We start from the raw sequence: 25,259 nt of genomic DNA on the forward strand, positions 1-25,259 counted from the left end.
CCATCTGGGTTAGCGTGAAACCCATGGAATTCAGATACCTCGGAAACAGCGGCTTCAAAGTCTCGGAAATTACGTTCGGCAACTGGCTGACGCACGGCTCGCAGGTGGAAAACGACGTTGCCACCCAATGCGTTCGGGCTGCCCTCGACGCCGGTATCAGCACCTTTGACACCGCGGACGTCTACGCCAACACCGCCGCGGAAACCGTCCTGGGCCAGGCCCTGAAGGATGAGCGGCGCGAGTCCCTGGAAATCTTCACCAAAGTCTTCGGCCCCACCGGGCCCAAGGGCAAGAACGATCTTGGCCTGTCCCGCAAGCACATCATGGAGTCCATCAATGGGTCGCTGCGGCGGCTGCAGACGGACTACGTGGACCTGTACCAGGCCCACCGCTACGACTTCGAAACGCCGCTGGAAGAAACCATGCAGGCGTTCGCGGCCATCGTCCGGCAGGGCAAGGCGCTGTACATCGGTGTTAGCGAGTGGACCGCGGACCAGCTCCGCGAGGGGCACAAGCTGTCAAAGGAACTGGGCTTCCAGCTCATCTCCAACCAGCCGCAGTACTCCATGCTGTGGCGGGTGATCGAGGCCGAGGTGGTCCCGGCGTCGGAAGAACTTGGCGTGTCCCAGATCGTCTGGTCGCCCATGGCCCAGGGCGTCCTCAGCGGCAAGTACCTGCCCGGCCAGCCTGCCCCGGAAGGCAGCCGCGCCACGGATGAAAAGGGCGGTGCCAGGATGATCCAGCGCTGGATGCGCGACGACGTCCTGGCCGCCGTGCAGGAACTGAAGCCGATTGCCGAGGAAGCCGGCCTGTCCATGCCGCAGCTTGCCGTTGCCTGGGTCCTGCAGAACCCCAACGTTGCCTCCGCCATTGTCGGCGCCTCCCGGCCCGAGCAAATCGCCGACAGCGTGGCTGCCGCCGGCGTGAAGCTTGAAGCGGAGGTCCTGAAGAAGATCGACGACGCCGTCGGCGGCCTTGCTGAGCGGGACCCTGCCCAGACCAAGTCGCCGGCCACGCGGGAAGCGTAAGTGGCGTCCCCGTCGGAACTGCCGAAGCTCGCGGTCGCCGGGTCCACGGGAGGCCTGGGCGGAATGCTGGCGCGGCAACTGGCCGCGTCAGGTTTCGCCCAGCGCCTGCTGGTGCGCGACGCCGCGCGGGCACCGCAACTGGATGACGCCCATCCGGTGGTGTGTTCCTACGGGGACGGCGCCGCGTCCCGGCGGGCCCTGGACGGCGCCGAAATCCTGTTCATGGTGTCCGCAGCGGAGGCCGAAGACAGGCTGCAGCAGCATTATGCGTTTGTGGATGCCGCTGCGGATGCCGGGGTGCAGCACGTGGTGTACACGTCCTTCTACCGGGCCGCGCCGGACGCCACCTTCACCCTGGCCAGGGACCATTTCGCCACGGAGGAGCGGGTCAAGGCGTCCGGGATGGACTACACCTTCCTGCGGGATAACTTCTATTTGGACTTCCTGCCGTTGCTGGCCGGCGAGGACGGCGTGATCCGCGGCCCTGCCGGTGACGGGCTGTTCTCGGGCGTGGCACGGGAGGATGTTGCCCGCTGCGCCCACGCCGTGCTGCGGGATCCAGCCATCCACAAGGGCAAGACCTACGACCTGACCGGCCCGGAGGAACTGACCATGGCACAGGCGGCCGAGGTGTTGAGCACCGGGACCGGGCGCACCATCAGCTACCACCCGGAGACGGTGGAGGAAGCCTACGCCTCACGGGCGTCCTACGGTGCTCCACAGTGGCAGCTGGACGCGTGGGTCAGCACTTATACGGCGATGGCAGCGGGCGAGATGGCGGGGCTGTCGCCGGACGTCCACGGGCTGACCGGCCAGGACCCCATCAGCCTTGCCGGGTTCCTGACCCGGCCGGTGCTGTAGGGGGTTTAATTTCGTTGACGCGCGGGTGGTCCCGGCGTAGACCTGTTGGCGGGGGCGTCCCTTAACTCCGCTACCAGAATCGCAGCGCCATGAACTACAGCAACCAGCAGCCCACGCGGGAGCCGCCGACGGAACAGTCAACTGTTGGAGCGCCCGGCGCGCAGCCCACATCAGGTCCACTCACCCGCGAGGAGCTGCAGCTCGCGGCCCGCAACCACTCGATGCCGCTCGAGATGCTCCGCCGCGAAGTGACACCGCCCGGGCTTCACTATGTGCTGACGCACTTCGACATTCCGGATCCCGATGCGTCCTCCTGGCACCTGCGGATTGGGGGTGCAGTGGAGCGCGCCCTGGAGTTGGGCATGGCGGCGCTGCGGAGGGATCCGGCCATCACGGTGCCCGTGACCCTCGAATGCGCAGGCAACGGCCGCTCGCTCCTGGAGCCGCGGCCCGTGAGCCAGCCCTGGGTGCTGGAGGCTGTGGGTACGGCGTACTGGACCGGGGTGCCGCTGGCCTATCTCCTTGGCAAGGCGGGCGTGCTGCCGGATGCGGTGGAGGCGGTCTTCACCGGGGCCGATGCGGGGGTTCAGGGCGGCGTCCCCCAGCAGTACGCGCGGAGCCTGCCGATCCGTGAAGCGCTGCGTCCCGACGTCGTTCTCGCCTACAAGATGAACGGCGATGACCTGCCGCCGCAGCATGGCCACCCGCTGCGGCTGGTGGTGCCGGGCTGGTACGGCATGGCCAGCGTGAAGTGGCTGCAGTCCATTGACGTGGTCCGGGCGCCGTTTACCGGGTTCCAGCAGCAGCCTGCCTACCGCTACCAGAGCACCGCGGACGACGCCGGCACGCCGGTTACGCGGATCAGGGTGCGTTCGTTGATGGTCCCGCCGGGCGTTCCGGACTTCTTCACGCGGCAGCGGTTCCTTCGCCCGGGCCCGGTGATGCTGGAAGGCAGGGCCTGGTCAGGTGAGGGTGCCGTGACCGCGGTTGAGGTGGGCATTGACGGCACTTGGCTGCCGGCCCACCTGGACAAGCCCGTCGGCGGCTTCGCCTGGCGGAGGTGGAGCCTGCCCTGGGTGGCCGACCCGGGCGAGCACGTCCTGGCGTGCCGTGCCACGGACATCACGGGCGCTACCCAACCACTTGAGCAGAACTGGAACTACCAGGGAATGGGCAACAACGTGGTGCAGCGGGTCAGCGTGACGGTGGAGTGACCGGTCCCGGGGCTATACTCGGTGCCAACCATGACCAGTCTCCCTGCCTCCCCCGCCAGTGTCCGGATCGATGCCTGGCTGTGGGCCATCCGCGCCTATAAAACGCGCTCGGCCGCCACTGCAGCCTGCCGGGCAGGGCATGTCCGCCTGAACGGCAGCCCGTCGAAGGCGTCGGCAACCCTGGTTACAGGGGACACGGTGACCGTCCGCATGTCCGGGTACGAGCGCATCCTGGAGGTCCGGCGGCTGATCGCCAAACGCGTTGGAGCCGAGGCGGCCTCGCACTGCTTCACCGACCACACTCCCCCGCGGCCTGTCCTGCCGGCGCTTGGCCTGCCGCAACGGGACCGGGGCGCGGGCCGGCCCACCAAAAAGGACCGCCGCGAGATGGAGCGGTTACGGGGCCCTGCGTGAAAGGCGCGCCGGAGACGTCAAGCGCCGGACCTGGTGCGTGCCTGCACGAGGTTCGCGAACGGCAACCGGCCGAATTCCGCCACGAACGCTGAATGGTAAGCGGCTTCTGCGCTGTTCAGTTGTTCCGCCGGGAGTTCTTTCCACGCAATGGCCAGTAATCCGGCATTGGCAAGCTGCCAGAGTGCGCGCCCGTCCCAATGCCCGGGCGGCTTTCCTTGCCCGAAGTCCACAAACTCCTGGATCTGACGCCGGAGCCCCCGGTTACCTTTGCTTCCGGGCCCGGCTTTTCCGACGTAGAGAACCACGGCGCCGTCCACCCACTGGGCAGTCAAAGCGGCTGCGGGGAGGGACGGTTCCTTCTTCTTGAAGATGCCCGCGGTGCTTTTCGGGAGGAAGCGGGGCTGGAAACCTTCCGGAGCCACCACCGTGAAGAGGCCCGTTCCTTGCGGGATCCTCATGGTCTCGAGGTCCTGGATCGGCCGGAAGCCGGCGAAACCTTCGGCCTTCAGGCCGTTCCTGGTGAACTGCATAATCCATTGAACAGCATGTCCCCGGGCCGTTGCTGGCCGACCGGACAAACTCGGTGTGCCCACCCTTCCCCGCAAAAGCGTAGAGTGACATAGGACGCCTGATTCTGGACGCCTCGCTGCCAAGGGAGAAATCGTGACGATTGATTGGGACGAAAAAAAGGCCCTGCTACAGGAACCGAACATCGCGAAGGTAACCCAGCTTTGCGATGAACTCATGGAAAAGAAGCCCGGTTCCACAGTCCCCTATATCGACCCCGTCCACGACGAAGATGAATGCAGGATCATCAGCCTCCAGGCCAGTCCCGGCAAGGGGACTGAGTCCGGCTTTGTCTCCCACAATAACGATGACGAAGCAGCCCGCCGCGCCACCCAGATCTACGAACTCGCTGAACTGGACCCCCGTTACGTCATGCCTTGGAACGCCTACCCTTGGGTCCGCGAAAGCGGCAGCCCATCGGCCCTGAGCGTCCAGGAAAAGACCGATGGCCTGCGTCCTTTCCGGCAGTTCCTCAAAATCAACTCCCGGGTGTCCGCGATCATTGCTCACGGCACAGACGCATCCACCTTCCTCACCCTGTTCGAAAAGACCTACCATTCCTCGTTAAAGAACGCCGGCATCAAAATCTACAAGGCCTCCGCCCTGGGCGGCAGGGCCTTTGCTGTTTCCGAAGCCAAGCAGGAAGAGCTGCTGGCCAAGAGCGTGGACACCTACCGTGACGCCATGCAGCGGGCAGGTATCCAGCACCTCTAGCTGCACTCTTCACAGGCTTCTTTCAGCCGCGCGGGCGCATACTCGTAGGTACCCTGACCGGCGAGAGAACCAGGCTTAACCGTGACGTCCCCCACCAACCGATCCCACGAGGCGGCATCCCCAACGGAGGCCGCAGCCCTACGGATGGCCGCCCTCCCCCAGCTGCGCCACTGGGTCGCCGTCCCCGTCCTCGCGGCAGTCCTGATCGTTGCCGGCGGGCTTGCGCTGAGGTTCATCCCCGCACTGACGACAGCGGATATGTCGGTGGACGCCGAGCTGAGCCATGACCACACGCCGCCGCTGACGGCCGTGGCCATGGTCATCAATGTGGTGTTCAGCCCGGCAGGCGGCGTACTGATGATCGCCGCCCTGTGCCTCTACCTGCTGCTGGTGCGCCGCAGCCCCGTCAACGCCGTCGCAACAGGGCTGGTTGCTGCCGGCGGCTGGGTGAGCAGCGAACTGTTTAAGGTGCTGGTGGCCCGGCACCGCCCCGACTCCACTGCCCTGTACAACCCGCTCATTCCAGAGCCGGGAACGGACAGCTTCCCCAGCGGCCACGTGGCACTGGCCTCCGCGCTGGCCATCGCCGTCTTCCTGCTGGCCCGCGGCACCAGGTGGCAGCGGCCCGCGGCCGTCCTCGGGATCGTCGTGGCGCTTGCCGTCGCATTCTCCCGCGTCTACCTCGGCGTGCACTATCCAACAGATGTCACGGCGTCCTTCCTCACCGCAGCCACCGGTGCGGCGTTCCTGACGGGCCTGTGGAACCGGTTCGGCCTGGCGCTGCTGGCCCGCATACCGTTCCTGGCGAAGCTCGGCCCCGTCCCGGCACCCCAGGCCTGATCCACTGCCATGACGGGCTTTATCGACGGCCTCCTGAACGTCAGCCCGATCGTGGCGTATATCGCCGTCTTCTGCCTGGTGTTTGCCGAGGACGCATTGTTCGTCGGCTTCGTCATCCCAGGCGAAACAGCAGCCGTCCTCGGGGGCGTGGTGGCCAGCCGGGGCGAGGTGCAGTTGGGCACCATGATGGCCCTGGTGGTGGGTGCCGCCATCATTGGTGACAGCGTCGGCTACGAGGTGGGCAAGCATCTGGGCTCCCGCATCCTGGACGCAAAAACGCTCCGCCGACACGCCGGGAGGCTGGAGAATGCTCAGGATTTCCTCCGCCGGAAAGGCGGTTCCGCCGTCTTCCTTGGCCGGTTCACAGCCTTCTTCCGGGCTGTCATGCCCGCCCTCGCCGGCACTTCCCGGATGCCCTACGGCCGGTTTCTCACCTGGAACGCGGCGGGCGGCATCGTCTGGGGCATCGGCTTCGTCCTGCTGGGCTTCCTCGCAGGCAACTCCTACGAGGCTGTCGCCCAGGCAGTGGGCCGGGATCTCGCCGTGGTCATCGCTGCGGTGGCCGTGGCGGCGCTCATCGTTTGGCAGGTGCGTTCACGACGGCGACGGCAGCGGCGGCGTGCCGCGAACCAACGGCAGGTCTAGGGAGAGCTTGACAGCAACTGTGACCAGTGCCATATTTGAGACGTGAACCTGTCAGACAGCCGGACAGCAGGACAGCCTGCACGCCGTCCCCTTGCCCGGCTGAGCGCTGCCGAGGCGGTGTTCAACGCCATCCGAGGGGACATCGAATCCGGCGCCCTTCCGGTGGGAAGCAAGCTCAGTTCAGAGTCCGCCCTCTCGCAGCAGTACGGAGTCAGCCGCTCGGTCATCCGGGAAGCCCTCCGCTCCTGCACAGCCTTGGGCCTCACGGTCACCAGGACCGGCAAGGGCACTTTCGTCGTTGCCAGCAAGGTGGCGAACGACCTCACGCTGGGGCAATACTCGGCGCGGGACCTGACCGAGGCACGCCCGCACATTGAGGTTCCGGCCGCAGGCCTGGCCGCGGAGCGGCGCACTTTGGAGGAACTGGACATCCTCCGCGGCGTCGTGGCCGCCATGGCCACGGAAACGGATCCGGAATCCTGGGTGGCCCTGGATTCCAGTTTCCATGCCACCATTGCGCGGGCCAGTGGCAACAAAGTGTTCGCGAGCGTTGTGGCTGACATCCGCGACGCATTGGCCCACCAGTCCGAGACACTGAACATGGTGGCCGACCGCCAGCACGCCTCCGATATTGAGCACCAGCAGATCCTTGCCGCCATCGAGGCCGGTTCCGCGGAAAATTCCCGCGCAGCCATGGCCCACCACCTGGAAGCCGTGGGCGCAGCCCTGGAATCCATCCTTAACAGCTAGCCGAACCCAACCAACCCTCCCAAGGACTCCATGCCATCCCCCGTGTTTTCTGCTGCCCACACCGCTGCCCCGGATCAGCTGGCCCTGCCACAGCACATCCCGCTGGTAGCCGCCCTCCGTGACGGCCTGGTGGAAAGTGTCCACTATGGTTCCGGGATTGCCCTTGGGGCTGACGGTTCAGTGGCGGCAGCCGCAGGTGACCCGCTGACTCCGTTCTATCCCCGCTCGGCGCTCAAGCCCCTCCAGGCCGTGGCCATGGTCCGCGCCGGCCTGGAACTGCCCGCGGACCTCCTGGCGTTGGCCTCCGCAAGTCATTCGGGCGCGGCAGTGCACCGGGACGGTGCCCTGCGCATCCTGGAACTGCACGGGCTCGCCCCCACGGACCTGGAAAACAGCACGGACCTCCCCTACGGCACCACTGAGCGCGAGGACTGGCTGCGCAACGGCGGCAGCGCCACCCGGATCACGCAGAACTGCTCCGGTAAGCACGCCGCCATGGCCGCGACCTGCGCCATCAACGGCTGGCCCGTCCAGGGATACCTGGATCCCTCCCACCCGCTCCAGCAGCTCGTCGCACGGACCGTTATTGATCTGACCGGTGAAGAGCCCGCCGGCGTGAGCACCGATGGCTGCGGGACACCTTTGTTCGCCCTGACCCTCCACGGCATGGCGCGCTCCTTTGGCCGGATCGCCCAGGCGGCCGCACGGCACGACCGCGATACCTTCGATTCGACGAATGCGGAAGCCGCCGTCGGGCTCGCCATGCAGCGGCACCCGCACATGGTGGCCGGCGAAGGCCGCGACGTCACCGAACTGATGCGCCTGCTGCCCGGCGCCGTGGCCAAGGACGGCTTTGAGGGCGTCCAGCTGGTAGGCCTGGCTGACGGCAGTGCCGTGGCCGTGAAGATTTCCGACGGCGGCGACCGCGCCCGGATGCCCGCCACCGTCCGCCTGCTGGAGGCGCTGGCCGTAGACACCGAACCCCTCGGTGGGATCGCCACCGCACCTGTGCTGGGCGGCGGCCACCAGGTGGGCCTGCTGTTGGCCACTGACTTCCTGAACACCACCCAGTCCACGCCCGACAACGAAGCCCTGTGAGGACCTCAATGACCATGATCGACACCGCCGCGGACGCCACGTCCGCCCCCACCACCAGGTCCGAGCACGACCTGCTGGGCGACCGGGCCGTGCCCGCCCAGGCGTACTGGGGCGTGCACACGCTCCGCGCCGTAGAGAACTTCCCCATCACCGGCCAGAAGCTGTCCTCCAACATGCACCTGGTCCGCGGGCTCGCCGCCGTGAAGCTGGCGGCCGCCCGCACCAACCGGGAGCTCGGACTGCTGGATGCCGAACGGGCCGATGCGATCGAGCAGGCATGCCACGACGTCCTGGCCGGCCGGCTTGCCGACCAGTTCGTGGTGGACGTGGTCCAGGGCGGCGCCGGGACGTCGTCGAACATGAACGCCAACGAGGTCATCGCCAACCGGGCCCTGGAAATCCTGGGCCACCCCAAGGGCGATTACGCGAGGCTGCACCCGAACGACCACGTCAACCTCAGCCAGTCCACCAACGACGTGTACCCCACGGCCGTCAAGCTGGGCACCATCTTCGCCGCCAGGGAGCTGCTCGCAGCACTCGAGGAACTCGAGGATGCCTGCGCTGCCAAGGCCATGGAATTCCGCACCGTGGTGAAAATGGGCCGCACCCAGCTCCAGGACGCTGTCCCCATGACCCTGGGGCAGGAGTTCGGCAGCTACGCCGTCACCATCGGCGAGGACCGGCTGCGCCTGGCAGAGGCTGAACTGCTGATCCACGAGATCAACCTCGGCGCCACCGCCATCGGCACCGGCCTGAACGCGCCGCACGGGTACGCCGAAACCGCCTGCCGGCACCTGGCGGAGGTCACGGGCCTGCCGCTGGTCACCGCCGTCGACCTCATCGAAGCCACGCAGGACGTGGGAGCCTTTGTGCACCTGTCCGGCGTACTGAAGCGCGTGGCGGTCAAACTGTCCAAGATCTGCAACGATCTCCGCCTGCTCTCCTCGGGCCCCCGCGCCGGCTTTGGCGAGATCAACCTCCCGGCCGTCCAGTCCGGATCCTCCATCATGCCCGGCAAGATCAACCCGGTGATCCCGGAAGTGGTCTCCCAGGTGGCCTACGAGGTGATCGGCAACGACGTCACCATCACCATGGCCGCCGAAGCCGGACAGCTGCAGCTCAACGCTTTCGAACCGATCATCGTCCACAGCCTCCACAAGAGCATTTCCCACCTGGAAGCAGCCTGCCGCACCCTTACGGCCCGCTGCATCCGTGGGATCACCGCCAACACCGAACACCTGCGCCGCACCGTGGAGCAGTCCATCGGGCTGGTCACCGCGTTGAACCCCCACCTCGGCTACGCCACCGCCACTGCCATTGCGCAGGAAGCACTTGCCACCGGCAAGGGTGTGGCTGAACTGGTCCTCGAACACGGACTCCTCACCGATGCCCAGCTCCAGGAACTCCTGAGCCCCGAACGCCTGGCCAACCTCAGCAAGTAGTCCCCACATCCCCAAAGGACACTCCCATGACAAATACTCCCCTTCCTGACCACGTTATTGATGGTGGTCACGCGCATGCGTCCGAGACCTCCCTGCACGCGGAGGACAAGGGTTACCACAAGAACCTCAAGCCCCGGCAGATCCAGATGATCGCGATCGGCGGTGCGATCGGCACCGGCCTGTTCCTGGGCGCCGGCGGCCGGCTGAACGCCGCGGGCCCGTCCCTGGTCATCGCGTACGCGGTCTGCGGGTTCTTCGCGTTCCTGATCCTGCGCGCCCTGGGCGAACTGGTCCTGCACCGGCCCTCCTCCGGCTCGTTCGTCTCCTACGCCCGGGAATTCTTCGGCGAAAAAGCCGCGTTCGTCTCCGGCTGGTTCTACTGGATCAACTGGGCCACCACCACCATCGTGGACATCACCGCCGCCGCCCTCTACATGCACTTCTTCGGCAACTACATCCCCTGGATGGCCGAGGTCCCGCAGTGGGCCTGGGCACTGACCGCCCTCATCGTCGTCCTCGCCCTGAACCTCGTCTCGGTCAAGGTCTTCGGCGAAATGGAATTCTGGTTCGCCCTGATCAAGGTCGCCGCCCTCGTCGCATTCCTCATCATCGGCACCTACTTCGTCATCTTCGGCACCCCCGTGGACGGCCAACAGGTCGGCATCAGCCTCCTGAACGACAACGGCGGAATCTTCCCCAACGGCCTGCTCCCCATGATCATCCTCATGCAGGGCGTCCTGTTCGCCTACGCCTCCATCGAACTCGTCGGCACCGCCGCCGGCGAAACCGAAAACCCCGAAAAAATCATGCCCAAAGCCATCAACTCCGTGGTCTTCCGCATCGCCGTGTTCTACGTCGGCTCCGTCATCCTCCTGGCCCTGCTGCTGCCCTTCACCTCCTACCAGAAAGGCGTCAGCCCCTTCGTGACCTTCTTCGGCTCCATCGGCGTCCAGGGCGTAGACGTCATCATGAACCTCGTGGTCCTCACCGCCGCCCTGTCCTCCCTCAACGCCGGGCTCTACTCCACCGGCCGGATCCTGCGCTCCATGTCCGTCAACGGCTCCGCCCCCAAATTCGCCTCCCGCATGAACAAAGCAGGCGTCCCCTACGGCGGCATCGCCATCACCGCCACCGTCTCCCTCCTCGGCGTCCCCCTGAACTACCTCGTCCCCGCCGAAGCCTTCGAAATCGTCCTGAACATCGCCTCCGTCGGCATCATCATGACCTGGGCCACCATCGTCCTGTGCCAAATCCAACTCAAACGCTGGGCCGACAAAGGCTGGGTCACCCGCCCCTCCTTCCGCATGTTCGGCGCCCCCTACACCGGCTACCTCTCCCTCCTCTTCCTCATCAGCGTCCTCATCATGGTCTTCATCGACTCACCCCTGACCATGCTCGTCACCGCCATCGCCTCCATCCTCATGGTCATCGGCTGGTACGCCTGCCGCCAACGCATCCGCGACATCGCCGAAACCCGCGACGGCTACACCGGCACCTCACCGGTGGTAGCCAACGCCCCGGCTGAAACCTTCAAGAAGTAACTCGGCTCCACGCGCAGTAACTGCTGAAACGCCCGACGGCGGCACCCAGGTTCCGGTAATCCGGAACCCGGGTGCCGCCGTCGGGGTGTTTAACGCAGCGGTTGTCCTACTTTGACGGCTTGACCACCATCGCGGAGCCGCCGCCGCGCCGGACCGGTTCGGCTGCCGCCAGGGTGCGGCCGTCATGGAGGAATTCGATGGCGGTGGCTGCCCCGATTTCGGCCGCCGACGTGAACGAGTCGCCTGACTTTGCCAGGGTGTGGCCGAACCGGTTAGTCAGGTCTGTGCCGTACTTGTCAATGAAGGCTGGCTCCGCAGTGACCGCCTTGGTGTTCCGTTGTGCGGCACGCGGCGCCGCAATGGCATCCGGGGTGCTCATGCCCAGGTCGATCCGGTTCACCAGGGTCTGCAGGACGGTGGTAATGATGGTGGATCCGCCCGGGGAGCCCAGGGCCAGGAACGGCTTGTCGTCCTTCAGCACGATGGTGGGCGACATGGACGAGCGCGGCCGCTTGCCCGGCTCGATCCGGTTGGGGTCGGCAGCGTCATAGACGGTGGAGAAGTCAGTGAGTTCGTTGTTGAGCAGGAACCCGCGGCCGGGAACCACCATGCCGGAGCCGCCGGTCTGCTCGATGGTCAGCGTGTACTCCACCACGTTGCCCCACTTGTCCGAGACCGTCATGTTGGTGGTGGAGATGTTTTCCGTGTCCTTCTCATCGGCGGCCGCAGCCGGCTTTACCGGGCAGGTGCCGTCGTAGTTGGTGACATCGCCCGCAGTCTCCAGCGGCTTCGTGGCTGCCTTCATCGGGTCAAGCTCGCAGGCGCGCTCCTTGCCGAAAATGGGATCGGTCAGGGCCTTGGTGGGCACCTTCACGAAGGCGGGGTCGCCCACGTACTTGGCGCGGTCCGCGAAGGCCAGGGCACTGGCTTCCAGGTAGTGGTGCAGCACGGAGGGCTGGTCAGCCTTCAGGGCCGGCAGGTCGAAGACGTCCAGGATGTTAAGGGATTCACCCACGGTGGTGCCGCCGCTGCTGGAGGGCGCCATGCCGTAAACGTCATAGCCTCTGTAGTCCACGTGGGTTGGGTCCTGGTCCACAACCTTATAGTTCTTCAGGTCCTTCTCGGACATGGAACCTTTGGGGACCGGCAGTGTGGTGTCCTTTGACTTGGGCGGGTTCTGCACAGTCTTGGCGATCTCCTTGGCCAGCGGGCCGTCGTAGAACGCGTCCATGCCCTTATTTGCCAACAGCCGGTACGTGTCTGCGAGGTCGGGGTTCCTGAAGACCGACCCCACTTCCGGGAGCTTCCCGTCGTGCAGATACAGGTCTTTTGTGGAGGTGAAGGCTTCAAACCGGAGCTGGTTGTCCGCCGTCTGCTGGCGGAACGTCTCATCAACGACAAAGCCGTCTTCTGCAACGTCAATAGCCGGCTCAAGTGCATCCCCCAGACTGATGCTGCCCCAGCGCTTCAGGGCGCGCTCCCAGGTAGCGGGTGTGCCGGGGACGCCCACTGAGACGCCACTGGTGACAAGTTCTGGAGTGAAGTTATAGGGCTTCGGGTTATCTTTGGGACTGGCCGGATCGATGAAGGCATCGTGGGTAATTCCTGCCGGCGCTGTTTCCCGGCCGTCGATGGTGCTGACTTTCTTGCTCTTGGCGTCGTAGTAGACGAAGTAGCCGCCGCCGCCGATGCCTGCGCTGTAAGGCTCGGTCACTCCGAGGGTGGCCGCGGCAGCCACGGCTGCGTCCACCGCGTTTCCGCCCCTGCGGAGGACTTCGATGGCCGCGGCTGATGCCTCAGGGTCAACGGTGCTGACCGCACCCCCGTAGCCGGTGGCTACGGGGTCCTTGTGAGTGTGCCGTTCATCATCGTGTTGATTGGTGGCAAAAGCGGGGCTGATGGCCCCGGTGGTAACGCTCATGGCCAGCGCTGCAGTAACAGCTGCGAGCCGGCGTCCAAAATGTGGCATGGTGGCTCCTACGTGGGGGTTCGAGTGATGTGGGCCACGCTACTCTTCGGGTAGGACACACTCAACGGCCCCGGAAAGGGAGAGTGCACCATGGCAGGATCCAAGCTCGCAGTGGTGGGCGCCGGGAGCGTGGGAACATCGCTGGCATACGCCGCGCTGATCCGCGGCTCGGCCAGCAACATCGCGTTGTACGACGTCAACACCCCCAAAGCGGAGGCCGAAGCCCTGGACCTTGCCCATGGCAGCCAGTTCGCCGCGGCGTCGGCGACCGTCACCGGTGGCGGGGATATCGCCGTAACGGAAGGGGCCGACGTCGTGGTCATCACGGCAGGTGCCAAACAGAATCCTGGCCAGAGCCGCCTGGACCTTGCCGGCACCAATGTGCGGATCCTCGAACAGCTGATGCCGCCGCTGCTTGAACGTGCGCCGGACGCCGTCTACGTGCTGGTGACTAACCCCTGCGACGTCCTGACGGTGGCTGCCCAGCGCATCTCGGGGCTGCCCGCGGAGCGGATCTTCTCCTCCGGCACGGTACTGGACACCTCCCGGCTGCGTTGGCTGCTGGCCCGCGAGGCCGGGGTTTCCGTCACCAGCGTCCACGCCAGCATGGTGGGAGAGCACGGGGACACGGAGTTCCCGTTGTGGTCCGGCGCCACGATCGGCCCCGTCCCCATCCGGGAGTGGACGGCCGGCGGGAAACGGATCTTCACGCCCGAATACCTCGACAACACCGCCCGGGAAGTAGTGCAGGCCGCCTACAAGGTCATCGCAGGCAAGGGCGCCACGAACTACGCAATAGGTTTGTCCGGCGCACGCATTGTGGAGGCACTGCTCCGCGGCGACAACGCCGTCCTTCCGGTTTCCACCGTGCTGTCAGGACTGCACGGGATTTCCGGAGTGGCGCTGTCCCTCCCCAGCGTGGTGGGCAGGGGCGGGGTGCACCGCGTCCTGGAGACCCCCATGGACGACGCCGAGCTGGCTGCCCTGCAGCATTCCGCTGACACACTGCGGAACACCATGGACAGGCTGGGGGTCTGAGCGGTTTGCAAGACGCGGGCGGCGCACGTCATGCAACGCCACTGCAACCCCGCCCGGCAGCTGCTTCACATATGCTCACCTGAGATGTCCACGCTGGCTCAACCACGACTGGCTCAATGACGAACCAACAGGAGTAACGCATGACCAACTGGCGGATCAGGGATTTCCACTCGGCGGACCTGGACGGGATCCTGCACCTGTGGGAGACACTGAAGGCACACAATGTGGAACCCGTGTACGCCCTGTCCGAGGTCCTCGCGTCCTGCGAAAAAGACCATGCGGTGGTTGCCGTGCAGGGCGAGCAGGTGGTGGGCGCCGCCGTCGGCCGGGCCGCGCACGACCAGGGGTGGATCGTCTTCCTTGCCACCCTCCCCGAGTACCGGGGCAGGGGCATCGGCACCTCGCTGCTGGCCGCCGTCGAGAACCGGATGGCCCCCCACGGCCTGAACAAGCTCTCAGCCCTGATGCCTGAGTCCGAAACCCGTGTGGAGGCCTTCCTGGGCCGCGGCTTCGCGCTGAAGAAAAACCTGCGCTACTTCGAGCGGACCATCCCGGTCCAGCGCCAGGAACTCGGAGCGCTGGGGCAGCTGGGCGGCCGCGTCCTGGCCCGCGACCTCTGGGAGAACGTGGCCGGCATGCGCAGGGAAAAGGAACTGCTGGAACGGCGCCTGGTGCTGCCGCTCGCCGAGGCGGACCTGGCCGATGAATTCGGCGTGGTGCCGCCGCGCGCCGTCGTCCTTTTCGGCCCTCCCGGCACCGGCAAGACCACCTTCGCCAAGGCCATCGCCTCCCGGCTGGAGTGGCCGTTCGTGGAGGTGTTCCCGTCCCGCCTTGCCGGCGACCCGCAGGGCCTGGCCGGCGCGCTGCGCGAGACCTTCCTGGAAATCGCCGAACTGGAGCACGCCGTGGTGTTCATCGACGAGGTGGAGGAGATCGCCTCGCAGCGCTCCGGCGAGCCGCCATCGCCGCTGCAGGGCGTCACCAACGAGCTGCTCAAGATCATCCCCGCGTTCCGGGAGCAGCCGGGCCGGCTCCTGGTCTGCGCCACCAACTTCATCCGCGCGCTGGACTCGGCCTTCCTGCGCCACGGGCGGTTTGACTACGTCATCCCCATCGGACTGCCGGACCGGCAGGCGCGCGAGGCCATGTGGCAGCGCTTCATCCCCGCGGCCGTGGTGGACGCCGTGGACGTGGAGCTCCTGGTGGAACGCACCGAAGGCTTTTCCCCGGCGGACATCGAGTATGCCGCCCGCAGCGCTTCCCAGCGGGCGTTGGAAAAGGCAGTGTACGACGACGGCGGGCTGGCCTCCGGGGGCGACGTTTCCGTCCGTACGGCAGTCAGAAAGGGGCCGTCCACACAGGACTACCTGGACGCCATCGGTGATACCCGCACCACCGTGAGCGCGGAGGTGCAGGCGGACTTCCTCGAGGACATCGAAGCGCTGGGTCGGGTTTAGCCGGCGGCTTTCCATCGGAGGTTTGCAGGGACTTTTGCCCCTTTGCCCGGTTCCTGCGGGACGCCAGAGTGGTGGTCATGGCAAAGATCCTGATCCCCTACGGAACCTCCGAGGGCCAAACGGCCCGCATCGCCGACTACATCTCCGATCTGCTGCAGGCCCACGGCCACCAGGCCGACACGTTGGACCTCAAGCACGCGGAGCACGAGCTGCCTGACGGCTACGATGCCGTCATTGTGGGCGCCTCCGTCCATGCCGGGAAGCACGAAGGGTTCGTGGCCGACTTTGTCCGCCGCAACCGGTCCAGACTGGAGAGCCTGCCGACCGCCCTGTTCTCGGTCAGCCTTGCCGCCCACGGCGATCCGGAGGATGCGGAAAAGTACGTTAAGGAGTTTGAGGACAGCACCGGCTGGCAGCCTGACAAAGTGGCCATGTTCGGCGGCGCTCTCCTTTATACCCAGTACGGATTCCTGAAGCGCATGATGATGAAGAAGATCGTAAGCAGCAAGGGCAGCGAGGACACCGATACCGGCCGCGACTACATCTACACCGAATGGGACGGGGTGCGGCGGTTCGCGGAGGCGTTCCTGGTCTACGTGGACAGGAACCCCGGGCCGTCGTCGTAACGGAGGTTCTCGTAGTCAGTGTCGTCGGCCTCGTCCAGCTGCGCGTCGAATTCCTCCAGCAGCCAGGGGTTGACCCGCGCCAGGATCTTCCGGACTTCATCCTCCTCCACGGCGGCGTAAAGAACGGGCCGGGCATCCCGGTACTTTGTGACGGGGGGCTTGTCCGGCCATTTCTCCGCCAGCGCCTGGACCCGCTCGGGCAGAGAGTTGTGCGCGTTGTCCGCAATCTTGACCAGGGCGGCGTCGTGGTCCTCGGCAATCTCACGGATGCCGGACTGGTAATCGTCCGGGTTGCTGTGCAGCCGGTTAGTGACGCGTTCGATGATGTCCACGGAGCGCTCCGGGACCCCCATGTCCAGCAGGGCCTGCCGGGTCATCGGCGTGTCCTCGGCAATGTCGTGAAGGTAGCCCGCAATCCGGATTTCGTCGTCGAAGTCCGCCAGGGCGTCGCCGACCGCGAGGACATGGTCCCGGTAGGGCCGCTTCAGCTTGTCCTTCTGCCGGTTGTGGGCCACCTCGGCCAGGACCTTGGCGGTCTCCACCGTGAACGTGGGCGTGCGGACCTGGTCCGGCATGTGCTCGTCTGACATATCCACAAGCTTAGCCAGCGGACAGGCGGTCCATTCCCGTCCACACCCAGGGTTTGCGCGGCAGCCGTGCGGGGTCAAGTGCCGGCAGGGCCTGGTCCAGCGTTCCGGTGGGCAGTCCCAGGGACTCCAGCAGCAGGTCCCGGACGTCTTGTGCGCCCACCCCGGCCTGGGCGAGGTCTTCCAAAGTGACTGCGCCGTCACGCTTTGCCAGCCTCACGCCGTCGCGGTTCACCACCAACGGAACGTGCACGTATTCCGGAACAGGAATATTGAGGAGCGAGGCGAGGTAGGCCTGCCGCGGCGTGGAGGGGAGCAGGTCGTCCCCGCGGACCACCTGGTCTATGCCCTGCGCGGCATCATCCACCACCACGGCAAGGTTGTAGGCAGTGACCCCGTCATTCCGGCGAAGCACGAAGTCATCCACCGCCCCCGTGAATGCGCCATGGAGGACATCCTGCACCGTGTATTCCCGCACGTCCGCCCGCAGCCGTATGGCGGCCGGACGGGTGGCTCGCTTGTACTCCAGTTCCGCGGGCTCCAGGTCGCGGCATGTGCCGGGATACGCTCCCAGCGGGGCGTGCGGGGCAGACGGCGCCTCCTGGATCTCCCGGCGGGAACAGAAACACTCGTACGTCAGGCGGGCCTTTCCGAGCCGGCTGATCGCGTCGGCGTAGAGGGCCCCGCGGTCCGTTTGCCGGACCACGTCGCCGTCCCAGGTGACGCCCACTGCCGCGAGGTCGCGCAGCTGCACCGCCTCCGCTCCTGCGCGGGCCCGGTCCAGGTCCTCCACCCGCAGCAGGAAGCGGCGTCCGGTGGAGCGGGCGAAAAGCCAGGCAAGGATTGCAGTCCGGAGGTTGCCTACATGCAGCTCACCGGAGGGGCTGGGGGCAAAACGGCCGGCGGAGGTCATGGATCAACCCTAGACGGAAGCACACAAGAGTCCCTCAGCTACCGATGAATCCGCAGAATGCGGACGTCGGTAGCTCAGGGGCTCTTGCCGTGTTTACAGAATGAGCGTGGTGTGAACAAGCGTCAATCAGCGGCGGCCTCCTTGCGGGAAGCGGTGTCCAGGTGCCGGGTGGTGTGCCGGGGAAACTGTAGCCTGCGTGGACCAGCGGTAGCTTTTGTCCTTGTTGCCACTATTCCAGCAGAGAACATACAGTTGGGGCAACCGGGTGAACTTTAATTGGTCAGTCTGATCAATCACCGGAGTTTGGAGCGACAGGAAATGATCAGATTGCAGGAACTGGACGCCACGGACCGGCGGATCCTGAATGCGCTGGACCAGGATCCCCGCGTCCCCATCATGGTGCTCGCGCAGCGCTTGGGCCTGGCCCGCGGGACCGTCCAAAGCCGGCTGGAGCGGATGACGGCGTCGGGAGCCCTCCGGCCCAACAGCAGCCGGGTAATTCCGGCAGCCCTTGGACGCGGGGTGGCTGCTGCGGTCAGCGCCGAGCTGGACCAGAGCCACCTGAACGAGGCCATCGCTGCCCTGCGTAAGATCCCAGAGGTCCTGGAATGCCATGCGCCGGCCGGCGATACTGACCTCCTCATCCGGGTAGTGGCCAAAAGCCCGGACGACCTCTACCGGGTGTCGGAGGAAATCCGGCTTTGCCCCGGCATCGTCCGCACGTCCACCAGCATGTTCCTCCGCGAGGTCATTCCGTACCGGACCACAGGGCTCCTGCAGGACCAGGCGGAGTAGCCGGCGGCACCAGGGGCAGCTCTCCCCATCGCCGCAGGAAGGATGCCCCGCTAGGCTGGCACGCGGGAGATCCAACAGCGGGGGACCAACAGGGGGACAACATGGCGGGGAACTTTTACGGCGGCGATGTGGCGCAGCTGCGGCAACTGGCCAAAGACCTTTCCGCCGGCGCCAACCGCCTCAACGCCTTGGGGCAGCAGCTCAGCAGCAGCGTTGGTTCCGGCCTCTGGAAAGGGCGCGACGGCGACAGGTTCCGGAGCGAGTGGACGTCATCGCACGCAAAGCTGCTCCGTTCTGCAACGGCAGGGCTGGAGTCGGCCGCCAAGGCAGTCCTGGCCAACGCGGATGAACAGGAGAAGGCCAGCACCACCGGATCGGGCGGCGGCGGTGGTGGTTCTGGAGCAGGCGGGCCTGGCGGCAGCGGTGCCGCCCAGGAACTGACAGACACACTGAACGGCATGACCCCCGCGGAGCGGCGCGCCTACCTGCAGAGCGACGAATTCCGCCGTTGGGCCGAGGCGAACCCCGATGCTGCCAAATCCGCCATGGATGCCGCCGCGGACTCGGGCCTGATCAGCAAGAACTCCAAGGGGTACCAGGACTTCCTTAATTCCTACTGGAACGGCCAGGCGATGCTGGAGATGGGCATTGATCCTGCCGACTGGGACACGTCAAAGGGTACGGAATACAACTGGGAGACCATCGCCAAGGTCTATGACTTCTACGGCCAGGCCTACCTTGCCAATCCGGACCTGCAGTGGGCAGGGATGGCCAACATGATCGGCCCATCCTTCGCCGGCGGATTCCGGGATATGGCCATGTTGCGGGACCTGGCCCAACAGATCACCGACAACCCGGCCTCCGACATACCCCTTCCCGTCCTGGACCAGCTGGAGCAGCTCGCAGGGATGACGGATGGTGAAATCCGGTTCTATGAGACCAGCATGCTGGACATGAACAAGGAAATTTTCCTGGACCAGGCCCGCCAGCACCAGGCGTACCTGAACGGCGGCCTCGATGAGATCAACCGCCTTCGCGACTCCGGCGCCATCGACCACGCCACCGCCAACGCCTGGGCTCAGATCGATTCGGGGGATCCCGGCCAGGTCCAGGAGGGCAACACGGCACTCCTGTACCGCGAGCAAAACGAAATCATCGCCGACGACTACGACACCATGCGCAGCCATACCGGCGGCGAAGCGGTGACCTATATGGTGACGCTTGCCGGTGAACCCTCCATCCCCGGCGCCAGGAGCTACCCTGAGGTGTTCCCGTACAGCTTCAGCGTGGAGAGCCCAGGCCCGGAGAACATCCCTTTCACCAGCTGGGACAACCCCGCGCAGTTCCGCACCGATTTCACCACCGGGTTTCCGGACGGCAACATCGCCGATGCGGACCAGCGCTGGAACCTCATCCGGCAGGACACCCTCCCCGCTTACCAACACCTCCTGGCCACCGACCCGGACCGCGCCGCTCAAATCATCGGCTCCGACTTCAACGGCCGCGTGGACCAGTACCGCCCCACCAACAACATTCCAGGCATCATGGACCGCTTCCTTGACGGGTTTGACGCGGAGGTCCACCAGTGAGTGCGCCACGCCGGGCCGCCGCACCCGGCGGAGGTGCCGCCGTCGTCATTGCCCTCCTCCCAATCCTTGTCCTGACCGGCTGCCAGGCCCCCACGCCGGCCCCCGCCGATCCGACTGCCGCCACTTCACCTTCTGCAGGGAGCACCATGAAAACCTCCTCTTTCTCAACCCTTGACGCCGCCGGCGTGGAAAACATCCGCGCCACCAGGACTGCCCGGCTGGATATGGGCTCGGGGCGCCTGGAGAAGGACGCCGTCCGCGTCACCAGGGACAGTTTCGGGCCCGAGATCAACACCCGCGACTCGGGCAGGATCAGCCTCAGCATCCTGGCACCCAACGGCGAAATCACCGCCGAAACAGACCGGATCCGTTTCAACACCACTGACACCCGCACGGACTTCAGCGAGGTCACCTACTTCCTCACGGCCAGCTCCGCGGAGGAGTACTTTGAGCTGATCAGGGACGGCGTCCAGCGGTACGGGATATCAGCGGAATCGGCTGAAGAGTGGATCAGCAGCACACAGGCCGACCCTGCGGCCAGGAGCGATTTCTCCATTACACCCGGAACAGACACCGGGCTGACGGTGAACTACGATCTTCGCTACGACGGCAGCAAGGACACGCAGGTGATCATCGTCCACATCCTGCCTGCAGCCTGACCGGCCGGATCCGGTTCCTAGACCGGCGGGCCCGCGTTGGACTTCAGGTTCTTCATCACCAGGGTGGAGGTCAGCCGTTCCACGCCTGGCAGGGACGTCAGCTCGGTGTCGTAGAAGCGCTGGTAGGCGGGCAGGTCCTCGGCGATCACCTTCAGCAGGTAGTCCGGTGAACCAAACAGCCGCTGCGCCTCGACGATGTTCGGGTTGTCCGCCACCCGGTTCTCGAAGATCTCCATGGTGGGCCGGTCCACCTGGCGGAGCGTGACGAACACGATTGCCTCGAACCCCAGGCCCACGGCGGCCGGGTCGACGTCCGCCTTGTACCCGCGGATCACCCCGGACTGCTCCAGATCGCGCAACCGCCGGTGGCACGGCGCCACCGTCAGGCCCACCTTCGCAGCGAGCGCGGTGGCAGTCATGCGGCCGTCCTCCTGGAGGTGCCGCAAGATGTTCCTGTCGATGTGGTCAATCACGCAATAAACATACAGGTTCTGCCGCGGGGCGGGCGAAAATCGGACAGCACTTTTGGCTGAATTCTCCCTATGGTTGCTCCTGAGAGTCCGTCGACAGGAGAAACCCCATGAATCCGCAGCTGTTCCTGGCCTTCCTGGTGGTGGCTGCAGCCCTGGCCTGCACGCCCGGAGTGGACTGGGCCTACACCATCGCGGCGGGCCTGCGGCAGCGCAGTTTCGTCCCGGCCGTTGCCGGGCTCTGCGGCGGCTATGTCCTGCATACTGTCCTGCTGGTGGCCGGGTTGGCCGCTGTGCTGGCCGGCATGCCCGGCGTCCTGGGCTGGATTACCCTGGCCGGTGCGGGTTATCTGCTGTGGCTCGGAGTGGGAACCCTTCGTTCCTGGCGCGGCGCCAGCTTCAGCGTGGACGCAGCCGGCGCCGCCGGAACCCAGCTGCGCACCTTCCTGCAGGGGATGGGCACCAGCGGGATCAACCCCAAGGGACTGCTCTTCTACGTGGCCCTCATACCGCAGTTCGTCAGTTCCGAGGCCGCCCTTCCCGTGCCGGTGCAGTCCGGGCTGCTGGGCATGACGTTCGTGGCGCTGGCGGGTCTGGTCTACACGGTGGTGGCCCTGCTCTCGCGCACCCTGCTGCAGAGCAGGCCTGGCGCCGCGCGGGCAGTAACCCTTGCCAGCGGCATCATCATGGTGGCACTGGGAGCCGTGCTGCTGGGCGAGCAACTGCTGCCGTTCGCAGCCAGCCACATCCAGTAGCCGGCCGGGCTCCTAGTCCCCGCTGAGTTCCTTCCAGTCCTGCTCCCAGATCCGCCGCATTTCTTCGTCCTTGCGAATGGGCGCCGGAGCCTCCAGCTCGCGCTGCAGTTCCGGGTCCTCGCGCCGTTTTCCCCAGTCACGGGGGTTCAGGGACCGCCGGCCCGATTCGAGCATGAGCAACGCCCGGTCCGTCAGGGCGTCGTTGCGGAGCGCAAGGTGTGTCTTGCGGCGGCGCAGGACTTCGGCGATCGCCTGGTGCGCAGCATCGAGGCGGCCTTCCCTCCGCAGGGCGCGGGTGCGGACCAGCAGCAGGGCGGCTGAGAGGTCGTCCGCGTTCAGCAGCCCCTCCGTCCAGTCGATGACGGTGCGGCTTCGTCCCAAAGTAAGGGCCAGGGAGCAGCGGGCCAGGGCCATGGGGAGCGACGGCGGCAGCCCGGTCAGCGCGTCGAGCGCGGCTTCGGTGCGGCCGGTCTCGCGCAGTGAATGGGACAGGGCAAGGAACACGGATTCTTCGCTGAACAGGACCGGGATCTCCACCCGCTCAGCCAGTTCAATCCGGGTGACGATCCCCGTGAGGTAGGTCGATGAGTAGCGGTTGGCTTCGTCGTCATTCCGGGTGGTGAGCCCGCGTTGCAGGAGCTCGGAAGCACGCAGGTAGCCGCCGTGCTTGTACACCAGGAGCCCGCCCATGAGGTAGCAGAGGCCGGCCCATCCGGGATAGGCGCGGGCAAGGGTAATCAGGCGCTCCGGTTCGCGGCTGGTGTAGACGGCTTCGTGGACCACCTTGGCGGGCTTGGGCAGCAGCCGCTTGAGCCGCGGCACCTCGCCGTCGATGGACAGCAGGGCAGCGTTGCGGCCGCCCAGGACACCGGTCAGCAGGCCACCCACTCCCCCCGCCAGGTCGTGGACCGGGGTGCGCAGCTGTGCCTGCCCGAAAGGGGTGAGGTCGCGGCTGTCCCAGTAGATCGGTGCGGTGTCCCCGGCGCTCATCTTTCCATGCTAACCGGCAAAGGTTCACGGCCCGGCGCGCCCAATCCGGCGGGCAATCTCGCCTGGGCCTTGTCCCCTGCGTCATTATCGGGAAAGGTTGTAAGCCCCCTTAGTAATGAGCCCGATGCAAGGAGAATGCCATGCAGATCGACAAGAACCAGATCCTTGAACTCCTCCGGTCGCAGGGAGACCAGGACAAAGCCTCGCAGGCGGAATCGGAGCTGCCGGACCAGGTGGACACCGAACAGCATGCAGGCCTGCTGTCCAGGCTCGGCATCAACCCGGCCGAGCTGCTTTCCAGGCTTCCCGGTGGGCTGGGAGACAAGCTTCCGGGCGGACTGGGCGACAAGCTCGGCGGTCTGGGGCTATAGCTTCAGCCGTTGGCGGCGGCGATCCATACGCCGATCACCCAGGTGCTGGCGGCAAGGCAGGCCAGCCCGAATTCTGCCAGCATTCCCAGCCCGGTGGCCTTCAGGGCAGCCCAGCTGGACCTTGCCGCCGTCGAAAAATTCCGTGTCCGGGTGAACTCGCTGACCAGCAGCCCGGCCGCGAAGCCAACGAAGAGGCCCACCACCGGGATGATGAACATCCCGGCCACGCCCGCCACGAGGGCCACCACGATGCTGCGGCTGGGAATGGCGTGCTGCTTGAGCTTCCTGCCCGTGAGGACGGCGCCCGCCGTCATCCCCGCCGCGACAAAGATCATGGCCACCGCGAACACCACCCACCCCGCCGTCCCGGCACCGCCCCAGATAGCCCACGCCAGAAGGCTTAGGCCGATGAGGACGCTGCCGGGCAGGACGGGAATGATGGTGCCGGCCACCCCCACCAGGATTGCCAGGCCGCACAGGATGGTCACTACGGTCTCGGCGCTCATGGACCCCAGTCTAGGGGCGGCCGTTAATGCCCGACGGCGGTGCCTCCTTTGGGAAAGGAGACACCGCCGTCGTGGTTTCTGCCGGAAGGCGCTACTCCGCTTCGACTGCCGCTGCCACGGCGGCGGTGACCGCGGGTGCCACCCGCGGGTCCAGCGGGCTGGGGACGATGTAGTCGGCCGACAGGTCTTCGGCGGCGAGCCCCGCGATGGCGCGCGCTGCTGCAAGCTTCATGGCGGGCGTGATCCGGCGGGCACCGGCGTCGAGGGCACCGCGGAAGATGCCGGGGAACGCCAGGACGTTGTTGATCTGGTTGGGGAAGTCGCTGCGGCCGGTGGCCACCACGGCGGCGTACTTGACGGCCACCTCGGGAAGGACTTCGGGGTCCGGGTTGGACAGGGCGAACACGATGGCGTCCTGGTTCATCGAGGCCAGGTGTGCCTCGTCCAGCTTGGAGGAGGAGACGCCGATGAAGACGTCGGCGCCGGCCAGCGCCTCAGCGGGTCCGCCGCTGACGCCACGGGGGTTGCTGCGGCCGGCAATGTCGGCCTTCTTGCTCGCCGGGTCCGCGGCAAGGTCCTTGCGGCTGCTGTTGATGACGCCGCGGGAGTCGAGCAGGACGACGTCGGTGATTCCGGCTGCGAGCAGGATTTCGGCGACGGCGATCCCCGCCGCACCGGCGCCGGACACCACTACCTTCAGGCCCTCGAGGCCCCGGCCGGTCACCTTGGCGGCATTGGTCAGCGCGGCAAGGGCCACGACGGCGGTCCCGTGCTGGTCGTCGTGCATCACCGGGCAGTCAAGGGCTTCGATCAGCTTTTCCTCAAGCTCAAAGCACCGCGGTGCCGAGATGTCCTCGAGGTTGACGGCGCCGAAGCTGGGGCGCAGGCGGACCAGCGTTTCAACGATTTCGTCGACGTCCGTGGTGTTGAGGACCAGGGGGATGGAGTCAAGGTCGCCGAAGGTCTTGAAGAGGGCGGACTTGCCTTCCATCACGGGAAGCGAGGCGCTGGCCCCGATGTTGCCCAGGCCCAGGACGGCAGTGCCGTCGCTGACCACCACTACCAGGCGTTCGGCCCAGGTCAGGGTGCGGGCCAGTTCAGGCTTCGCATGGATGGCCCGGCTGACCTCGGCCACTCCGGGGGTGTACGCGATGGACAGGTCCCGCTCGTTGGAGAGCGGAACAGTGCTGGTGACGGACAGCTTTCCGCCCTGGTGGGCACCGAAGATTTCGTCTTCGGTCAGGGCCGTGGCTGCGGAACTGTCGGTGGCTGTGAATGCGTCAATGGACACGTCGTTGTCTCCTGGTGCTCGCCGTGGGCGCACGGCACATGGGGCTGGAACCCGGCCGGGCCCAAGCGGGAAAGTAGTGCGGCAACCCAGGGGTGGCGGGTCTGAGGGAACGCCGGGGATGTTTCCGCC

At 66.2% G+C, this 25,259-nt stretch carries 27 protein-coding genes; 19 read left to right on the forward strand and 8 right to left on the reverse strand.

Annotation, left to right across the window (positions count from 1 at the left end; genetic code table 11):
* The first annotated feature begins 23 nt into the window (after positions 1-23).
* From FBY36_RS07930 to FBY36_RS07945, 4 genes are all read left to right on the forward strand, one after another.
* On the forward strand, positions 24-1,028 hold the full coding sequence (locus FBY36_RS07930) for an aldo/keto reductase family protein (protein ID WP_142118359.1): 1,005 nt from the start codon (positions 24-26) through the stop codon (positions 1,026-1,028).
* The gene (locus tag FBY36_RS07935) at positions 1,029-1,889 is read left to right on the forward strand and encodes an SDR family oxidoreductase (RefSeq protein WP_142118361.1); all 861 of its coding nucleotides are present in this window, start codon (positions 1,029-1,031) and stop codon (positions 1,887-1,889) included.
* A gap of 89 nt (positions 1,890-1,978) precedes the next feature.
* Positions 1,979-3,103, forward strand: a complete 1,125-nt coding sequence (locus tag FBY36_RS07940; protein WP_142118363.1) for a sulfite oxidase — start codon at positions 1,979-1,981, stop codon at positions 3,101-3,103.
* 30 nt (positions 3,104-3,133) lie between these two features.
* Positions 3,134-3,517 (forward strand): RNA-binding S4 domain-containing protein, encoded by a 384-nt coding sequence (locus FBY36_RS07945; protein WP_056332115.1) that lies wholly within the window; start codon positions 3,134-3,136, stop codon positions 3,515-3,517.
* A 17-nt stretch (positions 3,518-3,534) separates the two neighbouring features.
* On the opposite strand, the gene FBY36_RS07950 is transcribed toward FBY36_RS07945, so the two are convergent.
* Positions 3,535-4,047 carry a hypothetical protein gene (locus tag FBY36_RS07950; RefSeq protein WP_142118365.1) on the reverse strand — a complete coding sequence of 171 codons (513 nt, stop codon included), beginning with the start codon at positions 4,045-4,047 and terminating at the stop codon, positions 3,535-3,537.
* A 133-nt stretch (positions 4,048-4,180) separates the two neighbouring features.
* On the opposite strand from FBY36_RS07950, the gene FBY36_RS07955 reads away from it, so the two are divergent.
* From FBY36_RS07955 to FBY36_RS07985, 7 genes are all read left to right on the forward strand, one after another.
* The gene (locus FBY36_RS07955) at positions 4,181-4,798 is read left to right on the forward strand and encodes a uracil-DNA glycosylase (RefSeq protein WP_056332119.1); all 618 of its coding nucleotides are present in this window, start codon (positions 4,181-4,183) and stop codon (positions 4,796-4,798) included.
* An 81-nt stretch (positions 4,799-4,879) separates the two neighbouring features.
* Positions 4,880-5,638 carry a phosphatase PAP2 family protein gene (locus FBY36_RS07960; protein ID WP_235008758.1) on the forward strand — a complete coding sequence of 253 codons (759 nt, stop codon included), beginning with the start codon at positions 4,880-4,882 and terminating at the stop codon, positions 5,636-5,638.
* 9 nt (positions 5,639-5,647) lie between these two features.
* On the forward strand, positions 5,648-6,283 hold the full coding sequence (locus FBY36_RS07965; RefSeq protein WP_142118367.1) for a DedA family protein: 636 nt from the start codon (positions 5,648-5,650) through the stop codon (positions 6,281-6,283).
* Positions 6,284-6,325: 42 nt separating this feature from the next.
* Positions 6,326-7,033: a FadR/GntR family transcriptional regulator gene (locus FBY36_RS07970; protein ID WP_142118369.1), complete on the forward strand. Its 708-nt coding sequence runs from the start codon at positions 6,326-6,328 to the stop codon at positions 7,031-7,033.
* Between the two features lie 30 nt (positions 7,034-7,063).
* Positions 7,064-8,131, forward strand: a complete 1,068-nt coding sequence (locus tag FBY36_RS07975; RefSeq protein ID WP_142118371.1) for an asparaginase — start codon at positions 7,064-7,066, stop codon at positions 8,129-8,131.
* A gap of 8 nt (positions 8,132-8,139) precedes the next feature.
* Positions 8,140-9,573, forward strand: a complete 1,434-nt coding sequence (locus FBY36_RS07980; RefSeq protein ID WP_142118373.1) for an aspartate ammonia-lyase — start codon at positions 8,140-8,142, stop codon at positions 9,571-9,573.
* 26 nt (positions 9,574-9,599) lie between these two features.
* Positions 9,600-11,114, forward strand: coding sequence for an amino acid permease (locus FBY36_RS07985; protein ID WP_142118375.1), 1,515 nt, complete (start codon positions 9,600-9,602; stop codon positions 11,112-11,114).
* A 106-nt stretch (positions 11,115-11,220) separates the two neighbouring features.
* Here the strand turns inward: FBY36_RS07985 and ggt are convergent, their stop codons facing one another.
* Positions 11,221-13,083, reverse strand: a complete 1,863-nt coding sequence (ggt, locus tag FBY36_RS07990) for a gamma-glutamyltransferase (RefSeq protein ID WP_142118377.1) — start codon at positions 13,081-13,083, stop codon at positions 11,221-11,223.
* Between the two features lie 90 nt (positions 13,084-13,173).
* On the opposite strand from ggt, the gene FBY36_RS07995 reads away from it, so the two are divergent.
* The 3 genes from FBY36_RS07995 to FBY36_RS08005 all read left to right on the forward strand — a co-directional run bounded on the left by FBY36_RS07995 (position 13,174) and on the right by FBY36_RS08005 (position 16,204).
* Positions 13,174-14,121 carry an L-lactate dehydrogenase gene (locus tag FBY36_RS07995; protein WP_142118379.1) on the forward strand — a complete coding sequence of 316 codons (948 nt, stop codon included), beginning with the start codon at positions 13,174-13,176 and terminating at the stop codon, positions 14,119-14,121.
* A 140-nt stretch (positions 14,122-14,261) separates the two neighbouring features.
* Entirely contained in the window at positions 14,262-15,578 is a 1,317-nt protein-coding gene (locus FBY36_RS08000; protein WP_056335586.1) for an ATP-binding protein, read from the forward strand.
* 77 nt (positions 15,579-15,655) lie between these two features.
* Positions 15,656-16,204: a flavodoxin domain-containing protein gene (locus FBY36_RS08005; protein WP_142118381.1), complete on the forward strand. Its 549-nt coding sequence runs from the start codon at positions 15,656-15,658 to the stop codon at positions 16,202-16,204.
* Here the strand turns inward: FBY36_RS08005 and FBY36_RS08010 are convergent.
* Together FBY36_RS08010 and gluQRS are read right to left on the reverse strand one after the other, a co-directional pair.
* Complete coding sequence (locus tag FBY36_RS08010; protein ID WP_142118383.1) at positions 16,171-16,794, reverse strand: HD domain-containing protein; 624 nt, start codon at positions 16,792-16,794, stop codon at positions 16,171-16,173. The two genes, FBY36_RS08005 and FBY36_RS08010, sit on opposite strands and share 34 nt — an antisense overlap.
* 10 nt (positions 16,795-16,804) lie before the next feature.
* Positions 16,805-17,704, reverse strand: a complete 900-nt coding sequence (gene gluQRS / locus FBY36_RS08015; protein WP_142118385.1) for a tRNA glutamyl-Q(34) synthetase GluQRS — start codon at positions 17,702-17,704, stop codon at positions 16,805-16,807.
* Between the two features lie 318 nt (positions 17,705-18,022).
* On the opposite strand from gluQRS, the gene FBY36_RS08020 reads away from it, so the two are divergent.
* The 3 genes from FBY36_RS08020 to FBY36_RS08030 all read left to right on the forward strand — a co-directional run bounded on the left by FBY36_RS08020 (position 18,023) and on the right by FBY36_RS08030 (position 20,747).
* Positions 18,023-18,499, forward strand: a complete 477-nt coding sequence (locus tag FBY36_RS08020) for an Lrp/AsnC family transcriptional regulator (protein WP_142118387.1) — start codon at positions 18,023-18,025, stop codon at positions 18,497-18,499.
* Between the two features lie 101 nt (positions 18,500-18,600).
* Positions 18,601-20,088: a WXG100 family type VII secretion target gene (locus tag FBY36_RS08025; RefSeq protein WP_142118389.1), complete on the forward strand. Its 1,488-nt coding sequence runs from the start codon at positions 18,601-18,603 to the stop codon at positions 20,086-20,088.
* A complete protein-coding gene (locus FBY36_RS08030; RefSeq protein ID WP_142118391.1) occupies positions 20,085-20,747 on the forward strand; it encodes a hypothetical protein in 663 nt (220 codons plus the stop codon). Before FBY36_RS08025 ends, FBY36_RS08030 begins: the two co-directional genes overlap by 4 nt.
* 17 nt (positions 20,748-20,764) lie before the next feature.
* Here the strand turns inward: FBY36_RS08030 and FBY36_RS08035 are convergent, their stop codons facing one another.
* A complete protein-coding gene (locus FBY36_RS08035; protein ID WP_142118393.1) occupies positions 20,765-21,220 on the reverse strand; it encodes an Lrp/AsnC family transcriptional regulator in 456 nt (151 codons plus the stop codon).
* A 107-nt stretch (positions 21,221-21,327) separates the two neighbouring features.
* Here FBY36_RS08035 and FBY36_RS08040 point away from each other — a divergent pair, with 107 nt between their 5' ends.
* Positions 21,328-21,972: a LysE family translocator gene (locus FBY36_RS08040; RefSeq protein WP_142118395.1), complete on the forward strand. Its 645-nt coding sequence runs from the start codon at positions 21,328-21,330 to the stop codon at positions 21,970-21,972.
* 12 nt (positions 21,973-21,984) lie between these two features.
* Here FBY36_RS08040 and FBY36_RS08045 read toward each other — a convergent pair whose 3' ends face one another.
* Positions 21,985-22,962: a hypothetical protein gene (locus FBY36_RS08045; protein WP_142118396.1), complete on the reverse strand. Its 978-nt coding sequence runs from the start codon at positions 22,960-22,962 to the stop codon at positions 21,985-21,987.
* 140 nt (positions 22,963-23,102) lie between these two features.
* Between FBY36_RS08045 and FBY36_RS08050 the strand changes: the two genes are divergently transcribed.
* On the forward strand, positions 23,103-23,333 hold the full coding sequence (locus FBY36_RS08050) for a hypothetical protein (RefSeq protein WP_142118398.1): 231 nt from the start codon (positions 23,103-23,105) through the stop codon (positions 23,331-23,333).
* Between the two features lie 2 nt (positions 23,334-23,335).
* On the opposite strand, the gene FBY36_RS08055 is transcribed toward FBY36_RS08050, so the two are convergent.
* Entirely contained in the window at positions 23,336-23,839 is a 504-nt protein-coding gene (locus FBY36_RS08055; RefSeq protein WP_142118400.1) for a DUF456 domain-containing protein, read from the reverse strand.
* 91 nt (positions 23,840-23,930) lie between these two features.
* The gene (locus FBY36_RS08060; RefSeq protein WP_142118402.1) at positions 23,931-25,130 is read right to left on the reverse strand and encodes an NAD(P)-dependent malic enzyme; all 1,200 of its coding nucleotides are present in this window, start codon (positions 25,128-25,130) and stop codon (positions 23,931-23,933) included.
* Between the last annotated feature and the right edge of the window lie 129 nt (positions 25,131-25,259).

Source organism: Arthrobacter sp. SLBN-122, from assembly GCF_006715165.1.
Classification (GTDB): domain Bacteria; phylum Actinomycetota; class Actinomycetes; order Actinomycetales; family Micrococcaceae; genus Arthrobacter.